Source organism: Paenibacillus taiwanensis DSM 18679 (assembly GCF_000425125.1).
Classification (GTDB): Bacteria; Bacillota; Bacilli; order Paenibacillales; family Paenibacillaceae; genus Paenibacillus_B; species Paenibacillus_B taiwanensis.
Genome location: NZ_KE384306.1, coordinates 962,356 through 985,000, shown reverse-complemented (window position 1 = coordinate 985,000; position 22,645 = coordinate 962,356). Strand labels below are relative to the sequence as shown.

Genomic DNA, 22,645 nt, shown 5'->3' with positions numbered 1-22,645 from the left:
CTCTTCTTTTTTGAAGCACAGGAAAAACTACTTCGCAGCAGCATACTGAACTTATTTGCCACACGTGTTAACCACGCGCGAGCGTCAGCAACTGCTCCCATTTTTGTTTTAGCGATGGCTCTGCTTTTCGTGCCACTCCCTCCAACTTCTGCACACTTCCAAAAATTCGACACACGACCATTTCACATTGATAATTGTCTTTATCTTGCAGCGCCTCGATAAGACCCTCAATGACCTCCGGGTGGTCGAGAGTCAAATTTCTCACCTTCGTTCCTTCGTCAATACCAGCTAGAAGCATAGAGACGATGACCGGCATATGCGCTTTCTTTACACCGTGCGCCTCAATAAATGCTTGCGGATAGCCGTCCTGCACGGACTGGTGCTCCGTATCAACCATCCCCATATAACGAGATACCAAAGGGAAATAATCCTCACTGAATAAGCCAAGACCGAGTACGGCGTAAGTGCCAGGCATAACCGATTTCTCGCTTGGCTCTACATCGCTGTACCATGCGAACTCCTCCATTGCTGTATCCGCATATTGTGCAACCTTGGGAAACAACGCCGGATAGCTAAGCGCATTAGCAAAAAAACGATGCAGCTTGGATTTTGCCAGTTTCTTATACGGCAGCAAATGCTTTTGGCTGCTCTTCAGCTTGAGGTTGTATTCTTTTGGAAAATCGTGCCGCAGCAAATCGATAATATAATCGAGTGCTTCTCCGTATGCTGCCTCCTCTTCTGAGAGGATCCGGATATCAATCGTTTTGGTCACGTCATTGTTGCGGGCCTCTACTTTCTCCCCCCGATAAGTGCTCACGAATTTACCGCTGCCTATTTTCAAATAATCTGCTGCCTGCTTTGATCCCAATTGTGCCGCAAGTCCCAGATACTTGAGCCGAGTATCCGGCTCGGTGAAGCCAATTTGTACGGCTGCGTAAAGAAAGAACTCCAATTGTTCAGCATCTACGGAAGTATGATTCGCTTCCTCCTTTAATACCCACTCGTTCCCATAATAACCGACCTGGTTAAAATGCTGCGGTAAAAAGTGATCCTCTCCCCACCGTTTGAAGGTGTATGTATATCGGCTGATCCACTCTTTTTTCCGTTTCGGGTTTCCCTTCAGCTTGTCCGAGAGCCGTTGGAGTAACGGCTCGATCTCTGCTACTTTCTGCTTCATGAGATCAGCGTTAACTAAATGGCTGGCAAAAAAGAAGCTATCGTCTTCTGATGGTAGCACTGGTGGATCAGATAACACCTTGGATTCAATAAATTGCTCCAATGCTTGTTTCAATTGATTCAACTTCGGTTCATTTATAAACTGTTGCTTAAGTAATAATTGTGACTTCTCCCATTCAAACTCCAATACGACTTCAAACTTGTAATCAAAGAAACGCTCTCCCAATTCCTCAGAGCGGAACAGTTGCTCTACACGTTCACACAAGGCAGGAAAAAATTCCTCCGTCAATAGTTCATCGGTTAACTCCGTTATGTAAGTACCCGCTTTTACTTTGTAAGAGCTGTCTCTCCAAAATGATTGCTTGTAGTCATCGATATGAATTTTGCCCTCTGCCCACGTAAACTTGCCTTTTCTCCATGCAACTCGAAGGTAATCCTTGACTCCAGCCTGTAACCTTCTTTGCTTCTTAAACTCATTGAGCCTGTTGCTTTCTTTTGCGTAAATCGCTGTGACTTCCGCCCACACATCGTTTAGAAAAGCTTCTACAGCGTGATTCAACGGTTTCTCCTCCTCATAAAAAAAGTATTAAGCTTGGATGGGTCAGCTTTGCTGATACAATGTCGCCGTCAACCTATCCTCTGTACAAATAAACATATAAAAAATGCCTTCACCGTACGGGTCGAAATCCGCCCAGTCCACTTGTCCAATAAACCGCATGTAGTTGTCGCAGCAAGGACACACCGGATAATCGGCATCCTGCACCCAACTTGGATGACCTCCGATCTGCGAATCCTGCTGAGTTAAAGTCCAAACGGCCGCATAATACGGTGATTGCGGCTTGGATGCGAGGGTAAGCTTAGCTTTGGTTTCTACAACGCCGTTACCCTCATCATCCCAAACAGGTAAATAATCGGGTTTGTGGTTAAATCGGCTCCAGACTGGCGTTCCCTGATCGTCAAGCTCCATGTAAATGGTGCCAAAGCCTCCGCACCGCTCGCAAGTTTCCACTTGCAGCCGCTCCATCGACAGGCCAAGATATGCAAGTGATGGATGAGCGGTGTCCACATCCATGAAGATGGTCAACTTCCCTTCGCACCACGGACAATTGGAGGCGCCCGTGTTCAGAAAATGGGCGGCAGCCGTGTCTGCTGCATCATGATGCTGTTCACCTGTTGGCCTAATCGCATAGGTTGCGTCATGGATCAAATTACGTCGTTCCCCGTTCTGTGTGAGCTCCCAGCCGCCCTCTAGGGCATATTCTTCTGGGGCTACGAATAACTGCACCGCCCAACTCGGGGGATGGAGTCGCCATTCAAGAAACTGGCTGACAACGACAGAATCACCAATCCAGCTTAATAGGAGCAGGAGATGATTACGGTTGTCATCGTCCCATTCCACTTGCTGCAGCAGGTGATCCCGGATCTCGGGCGGCCCATCCTTAAATAAGATCGAGGCATCATACATCTCACACTCTATCAGCTTGGGCAGGACTACTGATATATCATCATTTCGGTAACAAACAAGAGATAAGAGGACTTGTTCCGCTTCATCCTCATTGCCCGCGTCCAATAGCTCCACTGCATATTGCAGCATTTGGCCTGCCTCTTCAGCCGTTATCGATACATATACCTGCGCTTTACTTAATGGATAGGGAACATATTGAATCAACGGGTCATACTTTTGTGGCGCATGCATCATCTTCAAAATGTCCACTGGATTCGTCAAGTCCTTATACAAATTCACCGTTTTCCGATGCTGCTCTATATACGCTTGCTGTTTTTGCCGTTCCTGCTCCTGATGGCAGGGCATACAGAAGCCGCCTGTTTTCGCAGCCGTAGTTGGTAGAATCGTCGCGCCGCAGCCTTCCGTGTTGCATGGAATGCGTTCAGTCATAGCTGAGTTACCTCCGTCATATGGAGCGTTCATTTAGGAAAGGTGTTCGGAAATATGCCTTGAAGATAGGACTCCCATAAACCTTTAATAAAGTCACGATCATGACTGCTGTCAAAGGCCTTAGCAATAAGTCCAAGGTCATCCGACACATAACCAGCCAGCTCTGGATTTTGTGTGAGCCGAAACGTTTGCTTGAATGCAAACTCTCTTATATCTCGTATTATTTCATTCTCAAATGGGTCTAAATCATGTAATGTTTCATAGCTAGCTATCCATGCCTCATCGAATGCAACAGCTTCTCTAGCATCCAATTCTGCCTCCCAATCCACTTCCCTTTCGAACACACGCTCAAAAAAACCGGCAGCATGAATCATAGTGGAGATCTCATTTGCTGTTATCAACGCAGCCTCGCCTCTTTCAATTAGTTTAGTCACATGTTATAATCCATCAACATCACTCACGTTCACGATCCGATATACAGCTTGTCCTCTGAGAAGGTTGCACAATATCCTAGTCTATATCCAGAATTTCAATTGGTGCATCGTAATCCTTGTGCTCACTTACAACTTCAAACAGCGCCTCATAAACATCAGGATCGTGAGATTGACGGATCGTGTATAATTTCCCATGCGGCAGAAGTTGAATGATTAACTCATAAACGTAGAGAACTAGAGATATTCCCCGAAATAGAACTCAAGTTTCTCCGCTGAATAGCCATCCTCGCCTCTCCATGTTGCCATTGACATAAAGTCGGTTCCCCTGCCACGCTCTTTACGGTAATCGTTTTGGGATTGCAGCAGACCAGCGTAACCCCATATTTCCATCACGCGGTCTCGTTCATGCTGATTGGAAGGAAAAATATCCTTCCACCGCTTCTCCAATTGCCTCGCTGCATCCTTTTCTTTGCAGTCCTCTATGGTTTTAATCATTTGCTTCAGGATAGCTCTATCTTCGGCCTTGACTTCAAGCTCTTCTTCCTTGCTGAGGAGCTCCAGATCCAACAGGCAATAGATCAGCCAATTCAAGCGGACGCCCCCCCATTTGATCCGTTCAAAGTTAAACACGTTCAAATCCTCGTCGACATAGTGCTCCTTCGCCATGAGCTTCCTGTCATTGCAATTACCGCAAGCACAGTAGCTTATATGTATTGCCGGGCGCTGTGCGAACGCATGCAGCGGTAGATCATGCGTCAATGCAAAGCTGGATAAGGCGCTCCTTAAATATACCTTGCGCGTGGACAGACTGTGTAGAAAGGCGCGAACCACTTTTTCTTTAGTAATTTTTTGCTTGTGCAGCTCGCATAACTTCTGTACACATTCATCGTGTGACAGGGACATCGCGTCGTACATCAGCCCCTTGCACTTCGCATATTCAAAGTCTTCATCCGAGCAAAAGAAACCTCCCGCTCTCCAGCCACCGGAGCTCCAAAAAGCGTTCATCAAAATCTTCTTCGCTTTGGCATCCATCCTAATCCGCCTCCTGTTATATGAATAGAGTTTGTCTGTTAATCGGTCTTATCTTTAACCACTGCAAACCGTACGTTTACCTAGTCTATAGCGGCAGCGGTGAATACGAGCACTCGCCCATCTGCATTGATCACCTGAGTGCCGCTTTCTAACTCTGCAATTGCCTGCTCCCAATGTACGTGGCCGCAGCAGATTAGCAATGGAGGAACGGTTTCCACCCGCTGCCGCATACCTGCGTGACCGGGCAGTCCTTGACCAGGAAAATCGGGCCCCTGATGAAGCATGAGTACCTGAGGGCCACGGTGCAGCAGCTTTTGTAATGTGTCTAAATACTTCTCTTCTGGCATACGATTCGGCTTGTCTGCTCTTCCGATAACGCCACCCAGTCCGGCAACGGACATGCCACAAAATGTGGCTATTTTAGGCTCAGTATATAAATTCACGCCTGAAGTGGCCTTTAGCCAGGCTTCTCCCTCCGCCGTAAATAAATCGTGATTGCCTGCCACGCCAAGCACTGTACCGAAATGCTGATGGAAGGCCTCCCATACCGGAAGCGGATCCCCGCTCGATCCTCTTTTAGCTGGATCGCCAAATAAGTCTCCGCACAGCAACACAACGACTCGTTCAGGATCAAATTGAGGCAGGATACTTTCCATTAGCAATACCAACATTTCAGGCAGTTCCTCACCAATCAGACGAGGAGAACGATTCTCGTAAAGTCCGTGACCTGCTATTCCCTGAAGATCAGAAGTCACAATCATGGCATCTACCTCGTCCGGAAGTCCAACCATTTCTCCTAGGTATATCGGCAAATAGTCGTAAGATACTCCTTGGCTCCCTGATGAGGCGGTAGTATATGCAAGCTGTTCGATCGGCTCCTTGGCCACACAAATTACTTTTAAGGGCACTTGCCCTCCGCCACGTTTGTGCATGGTGTCACTCCTTATACCGTCTATATCCTTTGGCAGATCGTACAAATATCACATATTTTAACACCATCCATCTAGCTTTTGGACCAAGGCAGGCGCAGCTTTTGTGAATATTTCACTCTCATAACATTTTCATCGTTCAATGTAAAAGAATCGGCAAATAATGGAGTGAACACATTAAGTCGCCGATTCAACAAAAATATGGGGCTTGCTCTTCGTATCATCCATATATGCTTGCTAAATGTTATGCAAGTCAGCCTACCAACGCAGCGGCTCCTGATTCTGCCACAGCATCCAGCGGTCTGTTTCTAAAATTGGGGCTGTTCCGATACTGTACTCGCTCTTCTCATCGCTATCCAATCTCAGGAGATGGAGCATACCTCCGTACGTCCCAACCGCCAGCATCTTTTCGTCAGGGGATACCGTCATCCCGAAGATCGTACTGCCCAAAAAGTAACGCCAGATTTCCTGTCCTTCTCCATCGATAAACTTAAGATAGCCGTAAGCATCACCTAGAATATGCCCTTCTTTTAAGGCTGCAGCTGCATAAACCCGCATCTCCTCGTTCATTTCGGGCCATTCTTCCGCAGCGCCATCACTCAACCCCTCTTCAACCTTCTCCAACAGAACCTTAAACGTCCCACCATTATAAAGATGGCATGCGTTGTACCACACCTCCCCATTATCCTTAGAGAAGCGGGCAAAATGCGGATAGCTGGATATTGGTTCAAATGCATACACTTCACCATGTCGCATATCCTTCAGCAAGTGCTCGCTGCCCTGCGAGCCGAACGCCAACCACCGACCGTTAGGAGATACGTCGCCGTGAGGCATATCTATAATCGTATTCTCCATCTCGTACTCTTTCAACTCCGAGAGCGCAGGATGAAGCAGTTCGGCTTCTCCACCGACACCCAGCAAATAAATTCCATATCTGCTTACGAGCAGCAGCCTTCTTCCCTCATTAAAAGGAATAACTTCATCTATCACGCTCTCAGGATGCTCCTCATCGGCCAACGATTCTAGGTCTGGCATGGTATCTTTGAGCTTCCGTTGCACATCCTGCCAAGAGTAAGCGGTAACTTCATCACCTTCTGAGTCGGCGGTCATGTCGCTTACAACCCGAATTCCTTGCTCATTGACAAGTGCTACGTAAACACCGTCCGATGAACCTCCGGCAAAGCTCACTTCGGGAACAACGGTCAGCTTCTCACCGTTCGCCATATACATCGTGCTTCGTACACCTGAACCTCCAGCATGTACTAACAAACTACCGTCCTTCAAAAAGGCTAATGGCTTTACCGGCTGCAACTGGTCTTGAAACTCGGACGTAATCGGCCAGGATGCAGGTGGTACTTCCTCACGCAATATATTTGTTTCCCCAGCACGATTTGCCGCACGAATCATCTCGACAATTTCGAATGCGAAGCTACTGCGTTGATCCTCTTCCGGGGACTCTAAATTCTCCGACCAACCATGCTCCATGCCGTTACGCACGTATTCATTAATCTCAGAGGCATACCGTTTCCCTTCATTCCGCCAACGTTCTGCAATTTCCTTGTTCAACCAGCTCATTACGAACATTCTCCTTATGTAAGTTAATAGTCAAGCAGTGCCTAAGCTCGTATAGGTACTATCAAGTGCTTTCGATACAGACCTTTGATTATGGATAAAACTCGCCATTAGACCCATCGATATCTAAGTTGATAGCTGAGCTAATCCTATCTTTTCATAATACACTTGAAAGGTCTGGAAGCGACAGGTGTAAATTACCAAAAAGGCTAATGACCTCATGCTACTTTGATAGCCGACCCTATACGAAGGATCGGCTATTCAAGTACACAATTCCATTTTCAATCAAGCTGATTATATGTAAAGCACGAAATATAATAATTCCTTACCTTCATCCAGAGTTAACGCCAGGATTATGGACAGCAAAAGAGACAGCTTTTCTCCATCCCCCTTTAATAGAGTCATATTCTACGACGATAATATTCATTTTTGTTCCTCTTTCCTACAAACGGTAATAATAGATGGTGAATAAGTAGAAAACGGAGCTTTATCCCAGTCCGAATACTGGCTTTCAATACAAAATCCGTTGTTGGTTAACATAGCGTTCAGTGTTTCATGATCAGTAAACCGACAGGCAAGTTGTGCGGTTTTAGCTTATCCTTACGAGATCAGGGCTGCATTCAATCCGGCTGGGCCTCCACCAATAATGGCGCAATCGTAGATCATAAGCACAACGCGTTAAGTTAAACCCTTTTTATCAAATACACGCATTTGGGTTCGATACTGTCCTGGCGTTAAACCTGTCCACTTCTTAAAAGCACTTTGAAATGCACTTGGCTCCGAAAAATGCAGCAAATAGGCTATATCGCCGATGGAGTACTCTCTTTTTTGCAAATAACTTATGGCTAGTTCCTTGCGTACCTGCACAGATAATTCATTATAGGATGTTTGCTCCGCCTTTAATTTATTTTGGAGTGTTCTAATACTTATTTTGAAATAGTCGGCAGCTTGCTGTAAGGTTGGAAAAAAGGAAGGAACATTTTTTTTCATCCACTGAACTACCTGATCTGAAAACAGACTTGATTGGGTCAGCTCATCTTTGGTTTCCCGTGCCATTTTTTCAAAGACACCCAGCAGTTTTGCATCAGAATACAAAATCGGATAATTCAGCACATCCTTACTCATACGCAGAACATTATCTTTCCCTCCAAAACAGGGAACTTTTCCGAAAACTACTGTATAGGGTTGTAAATCTGCAGACGCCTCATGTACAAATCGAATTTCATGCAACAGGATGTGTTGGTTGCTAAGCTTGTTGATCAAATGATACAGCGAACTCGCCATCTCTTCTACGACATGACGCGATATATGATCGGGAAGCTGTAAAGAAAAGAAGATAAGGACATCGTCACCCTCCACTTGCCATTCCAAATTAAAAACACTGCATAGAATCACATTGTATCTCTGATATGCCAAGAGCGCATCAACTACTGTTTTCGAATGAAGGATCACATAACCGAGAATACCCATATCGGCAAGCTCTATGATTTGTCCTTGGTGCAAGCCAAAATGATTGTCCTGCGTGTAATTTGCGGCAGCAATCATCAAACGTTCCAATTCCTCTTCAGTAATGCGAGCCTCCGTATCCTCTAATAAACTACAGTCAAACGAAGAATAGCTGAAATACTCCTCTATATCAAATCCTTTATGAACAATCGACTTCATAATCGGATATATCGCTGTAATGGGAACTCCCGGGTTCTTCAATATCCACTCTCCCTTTGCGTAAATAAGCAAGATTATTGCGCTTTTGATTATACATTTATGTTTCGATTCGTACTATTCTAATTGAAGTCACGTACTATATTGTATCGCAAACCGTAAATAATTTCGCTACAACAGGAGGAAACTGGTTATGAAATCAAATATTCTCGTTATTAATGGGCATCCCGACCCACAGAGCTTCTGTGCGGCCTTGTCCGATGCCTATATGAAGGGGGCTGCGGCCAGCAATGCACAGGTTCGTTCTATAGAGTTGAGCAAGATCCAATTTGATCCGAACCTACAGTTTGGTTACCGAAAAAGAACGGAATTAGAGAAAGATCTGTTAGAAGCACAAGACCTCATTCGCTGGGCGGATCACCTAGTATTTGTTTATCCTACATGGTGGGGGGTAATGCCGGCCATCCTTAAAGGATTTATCGATCGGATTTTTCTCCCTGGCTTTGCTTACAAATATCGAGAAAATTCTTATTCAGTGGACAAGCTTTTAGCTGGTAAGTCTTCACGTTTGATCGTCACTGCTGATACTCCGTTCTGGTACAATAAGCTGGCATATCATAACGCAGAATACAATGTAATGAAACGCAACATCTTGAAATTTTGTGGAGTATCGCCTGTACGGGTTACTGAGCTTGGTCCGATCAGAGGATCATCAGATAAAGCACGAGCTGAGTGGCTGGCTAAAGTGAGTCAGCTTGGATCGCAATTAGCTTGAGGCGACAATAACCAGGTAGCTCCGTTAAATCGTCGGTTCAATCTCGTTCTTATTTTAACAATTTCAAATAAGGAAGCGATATTGCCATCGCTTCCTTATTCTCTCGTTCCTTCCCCTTTTACCACAATACAAGCGAATGAAAAACGCAAGAATCAATCTAAGAATCTCCTATATCATATGTCCTGCATTTTATGCAGTCATTTATTTTCCCAAATCGAAACTATAATCTACCCCTAATGAAATTCATTTCTATATCCCCATAAAATAATTATGAACTCAAACAATTATGAACTCAAACACTTGACCTTAGGTCTGGCCTAAGGTGTATCGTTGAAGTATTCAATGCTCAAGGGGTGAATGATGTACAGAGTAAAATTACCTATCTATTTAGTGCCATCCTATTGAACTAGCAAGTCAAAAAATGAGTGCCCAGCGGGATGGCTACGAGTTCCTCTCATCCAGACTCATTTGTATAAGAATAGCTTTGTGCGGCAACTTGTGTTCAATGAATCAAAATCGTATTACATGGGTTTGAAATTAATGTGATCAGCAAATTACGAAGGAGACATCATATGAAACGGAAACTTACCATAACTCTAATAATCATCTTCCTGTTGTTTGGCGGTGCAGGACTTTATATTTTGATGCAAAACAGCTTTAACATGGATGAGCAAGCGGTTGAAATCCAGACGCCTCAAGGCAAGTTGACCGGTACTTTTGTACTTCCTAATAACTACACAAACAAGCTAGGATTAGTATTGTTTATTCATGGTGACGGCCCCATTGACGACTCCCATGATGATGGCTATAAGCCGCTATGGGAACGGCTGGCTTCCCTTGGGTATGCATCTTTGTCTCTTAACAAAAGAGGCATTAAAGGTTCGGAAGGCAATTGGGAGCATCAAAGCATAGAAGACCGTGTGGAAGAAGCCCGTCAAGCGATTGCATGGGCAAAAGAGCAGCCAATGATTGATGAGAAGCAGATTGGGGTGTGGGGAGCGAGTCAAGCGGGCTGGGTCATACCAAAGCTTGCCAAGCAGGAGCCGCTCGCTTTTAGCCTTCTTCTATCCCCTGCGATCAACTGGATTAGTCAAGGTCAATACAATACACGCAGTGAAATGCTCGCTGAAGGAAAATCGGAAGCAGAAATTCAAGATAAACTGGCTTATAACCGACAAGTGCGACAATTGTTAATGAAACATGCCTCCTATGAAGAGTATGTCAAAATCGCACGTGAAAATAGCTTGATGTCGAGAGACAGATGGATATTCGCTGGCAAAAATTTAATGGCGGATGCTACCGATGATCTTCGTAATTTCAACACACCTGTACTACTGATTCTAGGTGAAGAAGATTTACAGGTCGATGTGAAGGATACGGAACGGGTATACCGCGATATCGTTAAACCAGATCTGCTGACCGTAGTTGTCTTCCCTGATGCCGATCATTCCATGTTAAGCAAGCAAACAGCGAATTCGAATTTGCGGGCAACACTCATTAGTCTTTTTGCTCCAAGACAAATTACGATACCTGGTTATATGGATGCGATCGAGCAATTTTTAGGGAAACTTTCTGAGTAGATGCCTAGATACATGATATTGTGATCTTCATCTCTCAGCATGCATCCGTTTAAACCATTTCGTACATGGAACTAAAAATAACCAGCCGTCGATTTGTGGTCGACGACTGGTTGCACAAGTTTGTGAGCCTCCAATTTATATACTCTCCTGCTTTAGTGCATCAATAATGTTTTCCTTTTTTACTTTTGCACTAGAGTATAACATGGCTGAACCAACAATGATAAATACGGCAGCAATGACCACAATCATGCTTATCCATGGAAAAACAAATCCGTAGCTAAATTTGTTTGCCAACGCCTTGTAGATCAAATACATGACGACAAAGCTGATGGGGAGCCCAAACAACAGCGACTTCACCCCATAAACCATACTTTCGTAATTTATCATCTTCGCAAAGCCTTTAGGCGTCATGCCAACTGATTTCAGCATCGCAAATTCCCGCTTTCGAAGCAATATGCTCGTTGAAATCGTATTAAAAATATTGGCGATAGAGATAGCAGAAATTAACACGATAAATCCATACGAGAAAACAGACATAATCAAAATCCGCTGCTCTTCCATTTGTCTGGACTGATATTCATTCAAAACGAACAGATTAGACGCACTGAATTGTTCTATTTCCTGCTCTGTTTTTAAAGGATTTTTGCTTTTTAAAAACATTTGAGCTCCAACAAATGCTGTACGGTTCTCGTTCATGAGCTGCTCCATGACCCGTTTAGATACGATAATATTTACCGTCCCTAATTGTTGTGAGTGCATTCCCATAGGTAATTGATCCGTCATCGCAGCAATCGTTACTTGGTTTAATTGTGTTTCTTTATTATTCTCATCATTTGTATAGCTCAAATGCAAGTGTTCACCACTTTTAGCATAAATAGCTTTCGTTTTCACAAACTTATGATCCGCCTCGTCCTTATACTGAATCGTATCCACAACGATCGCGGCAGGCTGATCTGGATTTAGCAGTTGTTCGTAATCGGTTCCGATCGCTTTGGCATACATTTGCAAGCTCGAATCGTTCATCGCATTAATCGTAACGTCATACCGGTACTTTCCTTCCTTCAGTAAGCTCCTGTCCCCCTTCACAGCCTCCTGCAACTTATCCGCAATTGCCGCCTCGTCGACCCAGGCGTTCACCTGACTCCATTCCAATACGTTATATTCGCTCACATCGCTGAGGTTCGCTATCGATTGAATCGTCAACTCGTCCAATTTTTTCCAATTACTATGCCAGATTTGAATATCATAATTCACACCTTCCTGTGAGAGCGCTAGCGACTGCTTCAAATTGGCAGTAAAAAAAGAGACGGTTAAAAACAAAACGATACTAATAACAAGTGAAAAAACGGTGGTATAGTATCTTCGCTTGTTTCGTTTCATGTTTTTTAATCCGAGCTCCGCCTCAATGCCAAACAGCTTACGTATAAGCGTTGACGTTTTTACAGCTTTTGTGGTCAGCATCACATCGCCAGTTTGGCGAATGGCATCAATTGCAGAAATTCGGGAAGCTTTTAACGCCGGAATCCAAGTCGAAATGAAAATCGTCACCATTGACACTACAGAAGCTATCAGGAGCGACATAGGTGTGATTATAAGAGTTAAGTGTTCCGTTGTCCCTAGTGCTACTTGGATGATCGGATTAACAACCAAGAGCGTAATGCCGATGCCGGCAAGCCCACAAACAATTCCAATGGGAATGCTGATTAACCCGATAACTACACCTTCAAAAAACACTGAATTACGCTTTTGCCGCTTAGTCGCGCCAACACTAGCAAGCATTCCTAGATGACGAGAACGTTCCGAGACAGATATCGCAAATGCATTGTAAATTAACGAAATCGAGCCCACCATGATGACCACCATAATAATAAGCGCTAACAAAAGAAGCGTGCTGCTAGAAGCTTTGCTTTTGGACAAGCCATAATAGTGAAGCAACTCGTGATTATATTCAACTGTACCAATGTTGTTTAATTGGGCCAGTTGTTCTGCATGGCTGAACAAGGATCGATTTATGTTTTTTAGGGCAACTGCTGCATGAACGCGGTCGGTTGCCTTCATACTGCTACCATCGACATAACTTATAATCGTATAACCAGGGGCCCACGCTGGTTCCATGACGGGACGTTTAATAAAACCTACTACAGATAGTTCTTTGTTCGTCATCTGCTGTAACGATTCCGTCAGTTTCCCATCTTCACGACGCAATAGCTCAAATTGATCCAGTTGCTTTGTGTTGCCTTTCTCAAAACGTTTACCAATGGAGAGCGTCAACCGGTCTCCGATGTTATATTTCACCTTTCCATGTTTGAAGATGTCTTCCGAAATGACGACTTCCTTGTCCGTTTGAGGTAACCGCCCCTCGCTCAATTGTATAGGAAATTGCTGAAAACCTTCCGCATTGTAAGCCTGAACAAATAAATAAGGCTTAACCGATTCGTCTGCCCCTACTAACGGGGCATAACCAAGATCTTGCACGATCGAGACAACTTTGCTTGCATCGTCTTGTTGAATGGCGCTCAGTTGTGCCTTGTTCACCTCTTTATAAAGGACATGCCATTCTCCGCCTGCTGCGATGGTCTGTCTTTGCATCAAATCCAAAAAAGAAAAGCCGAGCGTGGCCACAGACGTCACCATCGCAACTGAGATGATGACCCCTATAATCGTAACTAACGTGCGCCGCTTATTTTGCATCAGATGTCTAATCGTCAGTTTGTTAACGATATTCACGGACGGATCACCTCGTCCCTAGCAATTCTTCCGTCTTCAATGGAAATCACTCTATCGGCCTGTAGCGCAATACGTTCATCGTGTGTAATTACAAGTAGCGTCTGCTGGTAGGTCTTATTTAACATTTGTAATAAATCAACAATCTCCTTGCTATTTTTACTGTCCAAATTACCGGTTGGTTCATCTGCAAGCATAATCGCAGGATTACTAATAAGTGCTCTTCCAATCGAGACTCTTTGCTGCTGACCGCCAGATAGCTGATTAGGCAGATGGTTTAGACGGTGTTGTAAATTTAAAGTTTGCACGAGTACGTCCAATTGCTTCGGGTCAACCTTTTGTTTATCCAGTAACAGCGGCAGCGTCATATTTTCTTCTACTGTCAGGACGGGAATAAGATTAAAGAACTGATAAATCAGCCCGATTTGTCTGCGTCGAAAGATGGCCAACTGCGTCTCGTCCAAGGTATACATGTCCGTACCCTCTACATATACGTTCCCGCTAGTCGGTCGATCTACACCCCCTAGCATATGCAAAAGCGTCGATTTACCCGATCCTGATGGACCGATTATGGCAACGAACTCCCCTTTTTGGACGGAAAAAGAAATATCGTCAAGCGCTTTTACAGCCGATTCACCTTGACCGTATTGTTTAGACAGATGTTCAATTCGTAAAATTTCCATAGTATAACCTCCATAGCATTGCTGATGGATATCATTTTATCTGTCCAACATGACTTTTAAGTGACTTGGAAAGTGACGATTTAGTCACTTCCGGTTAAATCACTTGTTTATAAAATTTAATCCGAAACTCGGTGCCATCTACGCTGTTGCTCCTGACGTCAATGACACCGTTCTGATTAGCCACAATGCTGTGCGTCATTGCAAGACCGATGCCGATGCTCCCCTCAGCAGCATACTTCCCCTTATAAAACCGCTTAAATACGTAGGGTAAATCTTCTTTTGGTATGCCTGTTCCGTTATCCCCAATAATAATTTCAGTGAATAGCGTGTTTTCGGTAAATGTAATGGAGATGGCTCCGCCTTCTTGTGTGTGCTCGACACCATTTTTTAAAATGTTAATGACTGCTTCTACCGTCCAATTAAAGTCACCGATAAAGGAGACGCTATCTTCCCCTTTGATGGAAACAGTTTGATTCTTTATATCGATCGGTATCCAGACAGGCTCTAACGCCTTCTCGATAAGTTCGCAAACACGTATGTGATCGCGTTTAAATTGGATCGTCTTAGCGTCGATTTTCGATAACTTTAATAACGAAGACACAAGCCAATCCATACGCTCTAATTGGACCCGAATATGGTGCGTAAATTCCATCCTTTTGACTGGCGGCAGGTCTTGGCTGCTTAACAAATCTGCCATTACAGTCATGGAGGTGAGCGGTGTTTTGAGCTGATGCGAAATGTCGGAAATAGCATCCGTTAGCTGCCTCTTGTCTCGCTGCAAAAGGGAACGCTGTTCAGATAACATCACCGTCACTTTATAAATGTCATTTTTTAAGATGCTAAGTTCGCCTTCTTGATTATCACGAACGTCTAGCTTGTCATTCCCATTGCTTATTTGGCGTAAATAGACGGATAGCTGCTCCAACTCGCGGTATCTCCAACTCGTAAATACATAGCCGCTTCCGATAAGCAACAGTGCTACAATAAGCACAAGTACCACCGCAGCAGTGGATATAAAAGCAGCAGCAACGAGTCCTGTTAAGCTAATTAAGCTCATAACGAGTAAAATGAGTTGAATCTCACGATTACGCAGCATCTAATCACCAACCTTATATCCAAGACCACGGACCGTTTTAATTATCGTTGGGTGCTGCGGATCCTGCTCCAATTTTACTCGCAGTCTTTTAATATACACGGTTAACGTATTGTCGTTCACAAAATCGCCTGCCACATCCCAAATCTGTTCCAAAAGCTGATTTCTTGTCAGAACTTGACCTATATGGTTGCCGAAAATAAGCAATAAGCGATACTCTAAAGCAGTCAATGGAATTTCAATACCATCTTTATACACCTTTCCTTCCAATGTATGGATGCGAACATTACCAATGTCAACGAATGATTTAGACGGGGACGGCTTGTGGTACCTTCGCATGACAGATTTGATTCGCGAGAGCAGCTCTCGTATCCGAAAAGGCTTCGTAATATAATCATCGGCCCCCATGTCCAATCCCATCACAACATTCACTTCATCGTCAATGACGGTTAGAAAAATAACTGGTATATCCCTCCGCTCCTTTACAAGCTTGCACAGCTCATACCCACTTCCATCTGGAAGCGATAAATCAAACAGACATAGTGTGATTTGCTCGATGCTTTCAAGGATCGTCTTTTTAGCCGCTGTAACATCATGGCAAAGGATCGTTGAAAAGCCATCTTGCTGCAACGAGTATTCCAGACCAGCCGCAATCGTTTTGTCGTCCTCTACGACTAATATGTTCATCAATGAAATCATTCCTACTCTTTAATAAAATTATATTTCATTCCTAAAACTATTCTAGCAAGGTGAGCCTTGGCGATTATTCACGTGCGGTCAAAAAAGGATGAGTGATGTGCTGAACACACATTTCCCCATCCCCACTTGCTACTTGGCCATATATAGTAACGTCATACCTAGCAGCGACAAAGCCAATATTAGGCCAACGACGATACCATGACGCTTTTTATTCATCACTACGACCGCAATATATTCACGAATCATCGCGTTAGGCCAATAGTAGAGAGCTGTCTTCGCCCCGATGCCTTGGCTGGACAATCCTGCTGCTCGTGCAAACAAGCCAGCTCGAAACAAATGGAAATTATTCGTTGTGAAAATGCTGTTGTATCGATCTGCACCCCATTCATCCATAATTTGCTTGGAAAACAGCATGTTCTCTAATGTGTTTGTCGAACGATTTTCTTGTATCGTATGCTCAAGCGGAATCCCTTTGCTTACCGCATAAGCTTGCATAGCTTCCGCTTCCGACACCAGCTCATCTGACCCCTTTCCACCAGATAAAATGAGAATCGGCGGTGTTGTTACTTTTTCCTGCTTGCGGTAAAAGGCAATTGCGGTATCAATACGACTGGCGAGCAATGGGGGAACCTTGTCACCCAAAAGACCACTTCCGAGAACGATCACGAAATCTTGATTTAATTTTGGCTTGTTAAACTGATACAAGAAGTATGCAGATAAAAAGCTAAATAAATGAACAAGGAAATAGAGCAATACGAGCATAAACCCCATATAAAGCAGTTGTAATTCCATTGGTAAGTATTCAACAGGTTTAAAAAAGGAGAGCACAATAAAAACGAATAAACATATCCCTAACAATAATGTAAGATAATTCGAAAATTTTCTTCCTTCTTTACGAATCAATATTTTGGCATTAAGTAAAAGTACAATGACTAGTGCATAGCCCCCAAAGCTTAACAGGAGGATAAACAAAATAATTGGCACAATCGCAAGTAGGATGAGTAAAGAATGTCCTGACAAAAATGCAGCAGCAATACATAACACACCCGTCGAACACACAAACAGGTTAAATAAAAAACCATTAATCGTTCTTCTTGGATCTTTAACGTAGAACCATAGGAAAAGAACAAGTAAGATGAGCGGAACGAACCACATGGTAGCAAACATTCTCTTCTGAACACTCCATCCATACCTTTATTTATAGACAAGCACGACTTTTTATATTTAGAATAGATCAACGTTTATCTATTGCTTTCCGAATATCGTAATCATGTAAATCGATATCCAATTTCATTTCAAGTGCCAGTTTTGCAAGCTGGCTGCCTAGGAAGGGACCTACTGTCAGCCCTGATGATCCTAGCCCATTGGCTGCTAACAAGCCCGACCAACCTGGAAACGCACCGATTACGGGTAAAAATCCTGGTGTAAACGGCCGAAAGCCGACCCTCATTTCCTGTAACGCGCTGTCCGCCAATTGCGGCGCAATTTGGAGTCCCTTATTCAAAATTTCTTGTGCTCCCCCTGCTGTTACTCTTGTATCGTAGCCTTGGACGTCATTTTCATGAGTTGCTCCGATCACGATCTTTTGATCATCAAAAGTTAGCAAATACTGATCCGTTGGCGGGATAATTAAAGGCCATGATCCCGTATTTTCCTGATTTGAAACCTGTAGATGCATAATTTGTGCTTTCTGATAACTCACCTGAAAGGAGATACCCAATGGCTGAAACAGTGTGTTTGCCCATGCTCCCGCACAAACGATAACAACATCAGCGGCAAAACTTGTCGTACCGATACTTACTCCTGTCACTCGGTTAGACTCAAATTGAAGCGAAGCATCTCCATTGATCAGCTTGGCTCCATGTCGTTGTGCGGACCGCAGCAGCGCATTACGAAGTGCACGTCCGTCCACGCGTGCAGCACCGCTAATATGTACAGCACGATAACCTTTCGCTAGAAGCGGAAATTGTGCTCTTGTTTCCTCTTCATCAAGCACGGTAATCTCGCCTATTTCTGGCGCATCCGCTTTGCGTGTATGTGCTCGTTCCTCTATCTTGCCAAGTTTCTCTATATCGTTATGTATGCAAAGGGCTCCTACTTGCGCATACCCTGTCTCTGTCTCTCCCTCCATACATAAATCTTGAATCAACTGCGGATAAAAATGTGCCCCTGCCTTTGCTAGCTTGTACCAAGCTTGATTGCGTCGTTGGGATAACCAAGGACAAATAATACCAGCAGCGGCATCCGTAGCTTGACCGTGATCTTTCCGATCAACTATAAGGACCTCGACTCCTAATTTAGCTAAATGGTAGGCCGTTGAGGCTCCCACAATCCCTGCGCCCACGATGATCATTTTCTTCATGATGACATTCCTTTCTACGCTCATTGTGTCCATTATAACGAAGATCGTATAAAAGCATACTATGAACTCCGTATTTTACACGTTTATCGAATGTAGTCCCACTTCATTTCTACAAAATTTACAATTTAACATGATCAAAACTAGTTGCTACTGAAAACGTATAATGATATATTTTTATTGCACCGTCATATGATCGGTGTTGATCTATTCCTTCACAAGAACTCCTCACCTCTGCGATCATGTATCCGTTTACACAAACGTGTTCCTTATTAGTGAACAAGCTCATCTTTTAACTGCACTCGCTCAAAGTTCAATTTGATGACAACAGTCCTCAGGATGACGACCCTACCCTATCAATGATATTTCTATAGCTACAGCTAGTTGTGCGCCGCAATTCAACACTGACGATTCGACAATTCCTACATACATATTTTCATTAGTTGTCTAATGATCCATCTGTTTGACCTTGATCATAACGGTTATAAGCTCTTATTGAGTTTATATATACATTTATTGGATACAGGAGGTGTTATTTGAACCGTATTTCATAAAGGTTAACCACTATAATCGAATGAGATGGAGGAAATTGATGATGTTTAATTTAGGTTTATCAGATGCCAAGAGACTAAAATTTCTAATTACAGGCGGTTCCATGCTTGCTCTGCTGTTTGTGCTGTCCCTCACTATGGCGGATACGGCTTCTGCCCACGGGAACGTAACCAACAGCCGCGCAGGACTGTGTGCTGACGGTGTGAATAAGAACTGTGGACTCATTATTTATGAACCGTATAGTTTAGAGGCATTAAAAGGATTCCCTGCAGGCGGACCTGCAGATGGAAAAATCGCTAGTGCAAATGGCGCATTTGCACCGCTTGACCAGCAATCAGCGACTCGTTGGTCCAAAGTAAACATTAGCGCTGGTCCAACTACTTTTAATTGGAAGATTAAAGTACCACATGCAACTGCGAGCTGGAAATATTACATCACCAAGCAGAATTGGAATCCAGACGCCCCTCTTACGCGTGACTCCTTCGATCTTACACCATTTTGTAATGTACCTTACAACGGTAAAATGCCTGGCAACACCTACTCCGATACGTGTAACGTGCCAAGCCGGACAGGATACCAAATTATTCTTGCCGTGTGGGAAATTTCGGACACTTTAAATGCTTTTTATAATGTAATCGATGTTAATTTTGGGGGCGATGTTGATAATGTAGCTCCTACTGCCCCAACAGGAGCAGCCGTATCCAATATTGGAACGACAAATGCCACCATTTCTTGGAGCGCGTCTACGGACAACGTTGGTGTAACGGGCTACCGGATCTTTAATGGTGCTAATCAAATTGGCGCAACAAATGGACCATTAACGTCAAATCTGACGGGTCTCACTTCCAACACGTTGTATAATATTACGGTAAAAGCGATTGATGCTGCTGGTAACCTATCCGCAGCAAGCAATACGGTAAGCTTCACCACACTTCCTGTTACTGGACCAGATACAACAGCACCGACAGCACCAAGCAGTTTACATGTGATGGGCACTACAACTTCTACAACAGTACCTTTAATGTGGAATGCTGCTACAGATAACGTTGGTGTCACAGGATACCAAATATTTAAAGGCACAACGCTGATCGCGACAGTCTCTGGATCAACGATCGAATACCTTGTAACCGGATTAACGGCTAATACACTTTATACGTTTAGCGTGAAAGCGATTGATGCTGCTGGCAACGTATCACCTGCGAGCAATGCTCTGAACGTCACTACGCCATCCACTCCGACGACATATCCTGCTTGGAGTGCATCGGCAGTGTATGTCGCTGGTAACAAAGTTACACATAATGGCGTAAATTACGAAGCAAAATGGTGGACACAAGGTGAAACACCAGGTTCCTCAGGAGCCGATGTGTGGAAAGTCATTTCCTAGACACAAGGATTCATCGTTAACTATAACATGGGCGACAGCATCACATAGTGGATGCCGTCGCCCATGTTTAGTTGCCAATATAGAAACGCTGTATAAGAAGCCAGCTCCCTTATGAATGTGAGGTGAGCGGGATAATGAAATGTTTTTCCCCAAAGTCAAAAAACGGACGAACAAACAAAGTATCTTCTGCCTCTGTAATATATGATTGTTGCAGCTGTTCATACGCACAGTCAGGCGTAAAATAAAAATGAATGACCTCTGTATTAGCCGTAATGATGTACGGTAATAACATATCGTAATTCACCTTTTGTTTGCTGATGATATCGTAAATATGGAGCTGCCGCTCCTCTTCCTTAAACAGAACAATGACGTCCAACTCTTCAATGTAATAAATCATATCCTGAAGTGCGACGACAAAATAAAACATTAATAAGTGTTCATTGTCTTTCACACCTAATTTGGGAGATACAGGTATTCTTTCCGCAGCAAACTTCTCCATCAAGCGGAAATCGTCGATGTCGCTTGTTTCTAACTTGCGCGGCGAAGATGAAGCTGCTGGTTGTAGTGCCAGTCCTGACATATTCAACGAAAAACTACTTTCTTGCAAACGAGAAAACCCATATTTAGAATAAAAGTCTAAAACCGATTCATTGGCAAACAAGTAAATAAAATCATACTCTTGTTCATACTTCTCAATAATATGGGTTATCAATTTCCCTGATAACCCTTGGTTACGATAGTCAGGGTGTGTCATCACTGTACCAATTTGTATAGCGTTATACTCTGTACCATTGCATACAAATGTCATTTTGTTTATGGATGCATTTGCAATTACTTTATTTCTGTCAAGGTATGAATAACATATATAGTGGTCGTTCCAGCATCCGTTTTCATACCAGCTTTTGAAATCAAGCTTAAATACGGTTTGAGCTAATTCATTAAAGCTCTCCTTATATGTATCGATATCCCTGTAGTCACTTATAAGCTCGTAATTAGTCATATCGTCAATGTATACCTTTCTATTCAGAAATATTTCCTATAATTACTACATTAAGGTGATGCGTCGTTTATACTAGAATATACTATGTTTTCTTGATGATCCAGCCCTCGAATAACTGGAGAATGTATGAGATCTGTAACGGTCAAATATATTTTGCGCCCATCATCCATGTTTAAGATCGTGATATTGTCTTGATTAATAGCATCTATTGTAACTTTACTTATGGTTTCATCCTGTATTTCACCTGTAATAACGGAGTACATTCGATTTCTGGAGATATGCCAGGTCATTTTTTGATTGGTCGGTGTGGGGATAATAAAAGAGGATAGAATGGTATGCTTGTAAAGGGCAAAGCCATAAATATTAGTAGATTGTCGCTTGTGGCAGAAAGCCAACGTGTGAGCATTTATTTCGACTAGTTTTAAGGTGTCCTCCAAACAGTTACGATCATAGTCCATGACATTTCTAACAGTGGAGGTTTGGGCATAAAAGTTATACATCAACAGTACAACGAGAACGGATGCACATATAACATACAATGGAACGGTTTTGTTTTTGAATCCCCTCATCTGGAGTCCCCTTTCTAAATTTTACTTTTCCATATTTAGAAACGCATTTTGTTAAAATATGTATGTATTAACTTGATTGTTCATTACTTTCCAATAAGGATATCATTACAAAGAGATGCATACATGGGACTGGGTGCTCATAATGTGGGAGCCATACTGATTTTGATTCGGCGCTGCTCAGCACGGAAAAGGCTGTTTGGTAGGTGTGTTAGTGTAATTGTATAAAAAAAGAGGTTTTGGAATTGTATTCTGCGATTTGATAAGCGATAATTAGGGAAACAAAATATGGATTTACCGTCGATTTAGCTGGGTGCGGATGTGAGGTGCACATGAAATCCCTGGGAGAGTCGCACCACATATTTTCTATTTTATGCGACATGATACATTTATTGTAAGTATGGATCGGCATAATTTGATTGTTTTGTTCATTATTTCGCTATTTTCACGCATCATCGTTGTGATTCAGGCTCTTTTTGATCAGATTTGGCAGTCGCACTCTACGTGAGTGCGTGGATAGAAACTTCGATC

19 protein-coding genes are annotated in these 22,645 nt (G+C 43.4%); 4 read left to right on the top strand and 15 right to left on the bottom strand.

The annotated features are described in order from the left end of the window. Positions 1 to 67 precede the first annotated feature (67 nt). The 6 genes from H509_RS0113280 to H509_RS0113255 all read right to left on the bottom strand — a co-directional run bounded on the left by H509_RS0113280 (position 68) and on the right by H509_RS0113255 (position 7,040). On the bottom strand, positions 68 to 1,735 hold the full coding sequence (locus tag H509_RS0113280) for a DUF6138 family protein (protein ID WP_028545517.1): 1,668 nt from the start codon (positions 1,733 to 1,735) through the stop codon (positions 68 to 70). A 42-nt stretch (positions 1,736 to 1,777) separates the two neighbouring features. After that, complete coding sequence (locus H509_RS0113275; RefSeq protein WP_028545516.1) at positions 1,778 to 3,070, bottom strand: YwqG family protein; 1,293 nt, start codon at positions 3,068 to 3,070, stop codon at positions 1,778 to 1,780. A 29-nt stretch (positions 3,071 to 3,099) separates the two neighbouring features. After that, the gene (locus tag H509_RS0113270; protein WP_245596038.1) at positions 3,100 to 3,504 is read right to left on the bottom strand and encodes a hypothetical protein; all 405 of its coding nucleotides are present in this window, start codon (positions 3,502 to 3,504) and stop codon (positions 3,100 to 3,102) included. Positions 3,505 to 3,738: 234 nt separating this feature from the next. After that, positions 3,739 to 4,536: a hypothetical protein gene (locus H509_RS0113265; protein ID WP_028545514.1), complete on the bottom strand. Its 798-nt coding sequence runs from the start codon at positions 4,534 to 4,536 to the stop codon at positions 3,739 to 3,741. 80 nt (positions 4,537 to 4,616) lie between these two features. Further along, positions 4,617 to 5,468, bottom strand: a complete 852-nt coding sequence (locus H509_RS0113260) for a metallophosphoesterase family protein (RefSeq protein WP_051287067.1) — start codon at positions 5,466 to 5,468, stop codon at positions 4,617 to 4,619. Positions 5,469 to 5,723: 255 nt separating this feature from the next. Continuing rightward, a complete protein-coding gene (locus tag H509_RS0113255; protein ID WP_028545512.1) occupies positions 5,724 to 7,040 on the bottom strand; it encodes a WD40 repeat domain-containing protein in 1,317 nt (438 codons plus the stop codon). 552 nt (positions 7,041 to 7,592) lie between these two features. Here H509_RS0113255 and H509_RS28590 point away from each other — a divergent pair. Further along, a complete protein-coding gene (locus H509_RS28590) occupies positions 7,593 to 7,724 on the top strand; it encodes a hypothetical protein (protein ID WP_281169734.1) in 132 nt (43 codons plus the stop codon). Here H509_RS28590 and H509_RS0113245 read toward each other — a convergent pair. Further along, a complete protein-coding gene (locus H509_RS0113245) occupies positions 7,716 to 8,744 on the bottom strand; it encodes an AraC family transcriptional regulator (protein ID WP_028545511.1) in 1,029 nt (342 codons plus the stop codon). The genes H509_RS28590 and H509_RS0113245 overlap by 9 nt on opposite strands. Positions 8,745 to 8,892: 148 nt before the next feature. Between H509_RS0113245 and H509_RS0113240 the strand changes: the two genes are divergently transcribed. After that, positions 8,893 to 9,474: an NAD(P)H-dependent oxidoreductase gene (locus H509_RS0113240; protein ID WP_028545510.1), complete on the top strand. Its 582-nt coding sequence runs from the start codon at positions 8,893 to 8,895 to the stop codon at positions 9,472 to 9,474. A 572-nt stretch (positions 9,475 to 10,046) separates the two neighbouring features. Next, positions 10,047 to 11,054, top strand: a complete 1,008-nt coding sequence (locus H509_RS0113235) for an alpha/beta hydrolase family protein (RefSeq protein WP_028545509.1) — start codon at positions 10,047 to 10,049, stop codon at positions 11,052 to 11,054. Positions 11,055 to 11,189: 135 nt separating this feature from the next. Here H509_RS0113235 and H509_RS0113230 read toward each other — a convergent pair whose 3' ends face one another. The 6 genes from H509_RS0113230 to H509_RS0113205 form a co-directional block, all read right to left on the bottom strand. Continuing rightward, on the bottom strand, positions 11,190 to 13,781 hold the full coding sequence (locus H509_RS0113230) for an ABC transporter permease (RefSeq protein ID WP_028545508.1): 2,592 nt from the start codon (positions 13,779 to 13,781) through the stop codon (positions 11,190 to 11,192). After that, positions 13,778 to 14,461, bottom strand: a complete 684-nt coding sequence (locus tag H509_RS0113225) for an ABC transporter ATP-binding protein (RefSeq protein WP_028545507.1) — start codon at positions 14,459 to 14,461, stop codon at positions 13,778 to 13,780. The genes H509_RS0113230 and H509_RS0113225 overlap by 4 nt, the downstream gene beginning before the upstream one ends. 94 nt (positions 14,462 to 14,555) lie before the next feature. Then, on the bottom strand, positions 14,556 to 15,557 hold the full coding sequence (locus tag H509_RS0113220; protein WP_028545506.1) for a sensor histidine kinase: 1,002 nt from the start codon (positions 15,555 to 15,557) through the stop codon (positions 14,556 to 14,558). Then, positions 15,558 to 16,241 carry a response regulator transcription factor gene (locus H509_RS0113215; RefSeq protein WP_028545505.1) on the bottom strand — a complete coding sequence of 228 codons (684 nt, stop codon included), beginning with the start codon at positions 16,239 to 16,241 and terminating at the stop codon, positions 15,558 to 15,560. Between the two features lie 141 nt (positions 16,242 to 16,382). Continuing rightward, positions 16,383 to 17,420 (bottom strand): YdcF family protein, encoded by a 1,038-nt coding sequence (locus H509_RS0113210; RefSeq protein WP_028545504.1) that lies wholly within the window; start codon positions 17,418 to 17,420, stop codon positions 16,383 to 16,385. 67 nt (positions 17,421 to 17,487) lie between these two features. Beyond that, positions 17,488 to 18,615 (bottom strand): NAD(P)/FAD-dependent oxidoreductase, encoded by a 1,128-nt coding sequence (locus H509_RS0113205; RefSeq protein WP_028545503.1) that lies wholly within the window; start codon positions 18,613 to 18,615, stop codon positions 17,488 to 17,490. 592 nt (positions 18,616 to 19,207) lie between these two features. Between H509_RS0113205 and H509_RS0113200 the strand changes: the two genes are divergently transcribed. Further along, complete coding sequence (locus H509_RS0113200) at positions 19,208 to 20,548, top strand: lytic polysaccharide monooxygenase (RefSeq protein ID WP_036697386.1); 1,341 nt, start codon at positions 19,208 to 19,210, stop codon at positions 20,546 to 20,548. A 109-nt stretch (positions 20,549 to 20,657) separates the two neighbouring features. On the opposite strand, the gene H509_RS0113195 is transcribed toward H509_RS0113200, so the two are convergent. Together H509_RS0113195 and H509_RS0113190 are read right to left on the bottom strand one after the other, a co-directional pair. Beyond that, on the bottom strand, positions 20,658 to 21,548 hold the full coding sequence (locus H509_RS0113195; protein WP_028545501.1) for a GNAT family N-acetyltransferase: 891 nt from the start codon (positions 21,546 to 21,548) through the stop codon (positions 20,658 to 20,660). A 50-nt stretch (positions 21,549 to 21,598) separates the two neighbouring features. After that, a complete protein-coding gene (locus H509_RS0113190) occupies positions 21,599 to 22,117 on the bottom strand; it encodes a hypothetical protein (RefSeq protein WP_028545500.1) in 519 nt (172 codons plus the stop codon). Positions 22,118 to 22,645 lie beyond the last annotated feature (528 nt).

Excerpts from the sequence above, each read along its gene's own strand:
- H509_RS0113275 (WP_028545516.1), bottom strand. The coding sequence starts at position 3,070 with ATGACTGAACGCATTCCATGCAACACGGAAGGCTGCGGCGCGACGATT.
- H509_RS0113265 (WP_028545514.1), bottom strand. The coding sequence starts at position 4,536 with ATGGATGCCAAAGCGAAGAAGATTTTGATGAACGCTTTTTGGAGCTCC.
- H509_RS0113260 (WP_051287067.1), bottom strand. The coding sequence starts at position 5,468 with ATGCACAAACGTGGCGGAGGGCAAGTGCCCTTAAAAGTAATTTGTGTG.
- H509_RS0113255 (WP_028545512.1), bottom strand. The coding sequence starts at position 7,040 with ATGAGCTGGTTGAACAAGGAAATTGCAGAACGTTGGCGGAATGAAGGG.
- H509_RS28590 (WP_281169734.1), top strand. The coding sequence starts at position 7,593 with ATGATCAGTAAACCGACAGGCAAGTTGTGCGGTTTTAGCTTATCCTTA.
- H509_RS0113240 (WP_028545510.1), top strand. The coding sequence starts at position 8,893 with ATGAAATCAAATATTCTCGTTATTAATGGGCATCCCGACCCACAGAGC.
- H509_RS0113235 (WP_028545509.1), top strand. The coding sequence starts at position 10,047 with ATGAAACGGAAACTTACCATAACTCTAATAATCATCTTCCTGTTGTTT.
- H509_RS0113225 (WP_028545507.1), bottom strand. The coding sequence starts at position 14,461 with ATGGAAATTTTACGAATTGAACATCTGTCTAAACAATACGGTCAAGGT.
- H509_RS0113220 (WP_028545506.1), bottom strand. The coding sequence starts at position 15,557 with ATGCTGCGTAATCGTGAGATTCAACTCATTTTACTCGTTATGAGCTTA.
- H509_RS0113215 (WP_028545505.1), bottom strand. The coding sequence starts at position 16,241 with ATGAACATATTAGTCGTAGAGGACGACAAAACGATTGCGGCTGGTCTG.
- H509_RS0113210 (WP_028545504.1), bottom strand. The coding sequence starts at position 17,420 with ATGTTTGCTACCATGTGGTTCGTTCCGCTCATCTTACTTGTTCTTTTC.
- H509_RS0113205 (WP_028545503.1), bottom strand. The coding sequence starts at position 18,615 with ATGAAGAAAATGATCATCGTGGGCGCAGGGATTGTGGGAGCCTCAACG.
- H509_RS0113200 (WP_036697386.1), top strand. The coding sequence starts at position 19,208 with ATGTTTAATTTAGGTTTATCAGATGCCAAGAGACTAAAATTTCTAATT.
- H509_RS0113195 (WP_028545501.1), bottom strand. The coding sequence starts at position 21,548 with ATGACTAATTACGAGCTTATAAGTGACTACAGGGATATCGATACATAT.
- H509_RS0113190 (WP_028545500.1), bottom strand. The coding sequence starts at position 22,117 with ATGAGGGGATTCAAAAACAAAACCGTTCCATTGTATGTTATATGTGCA.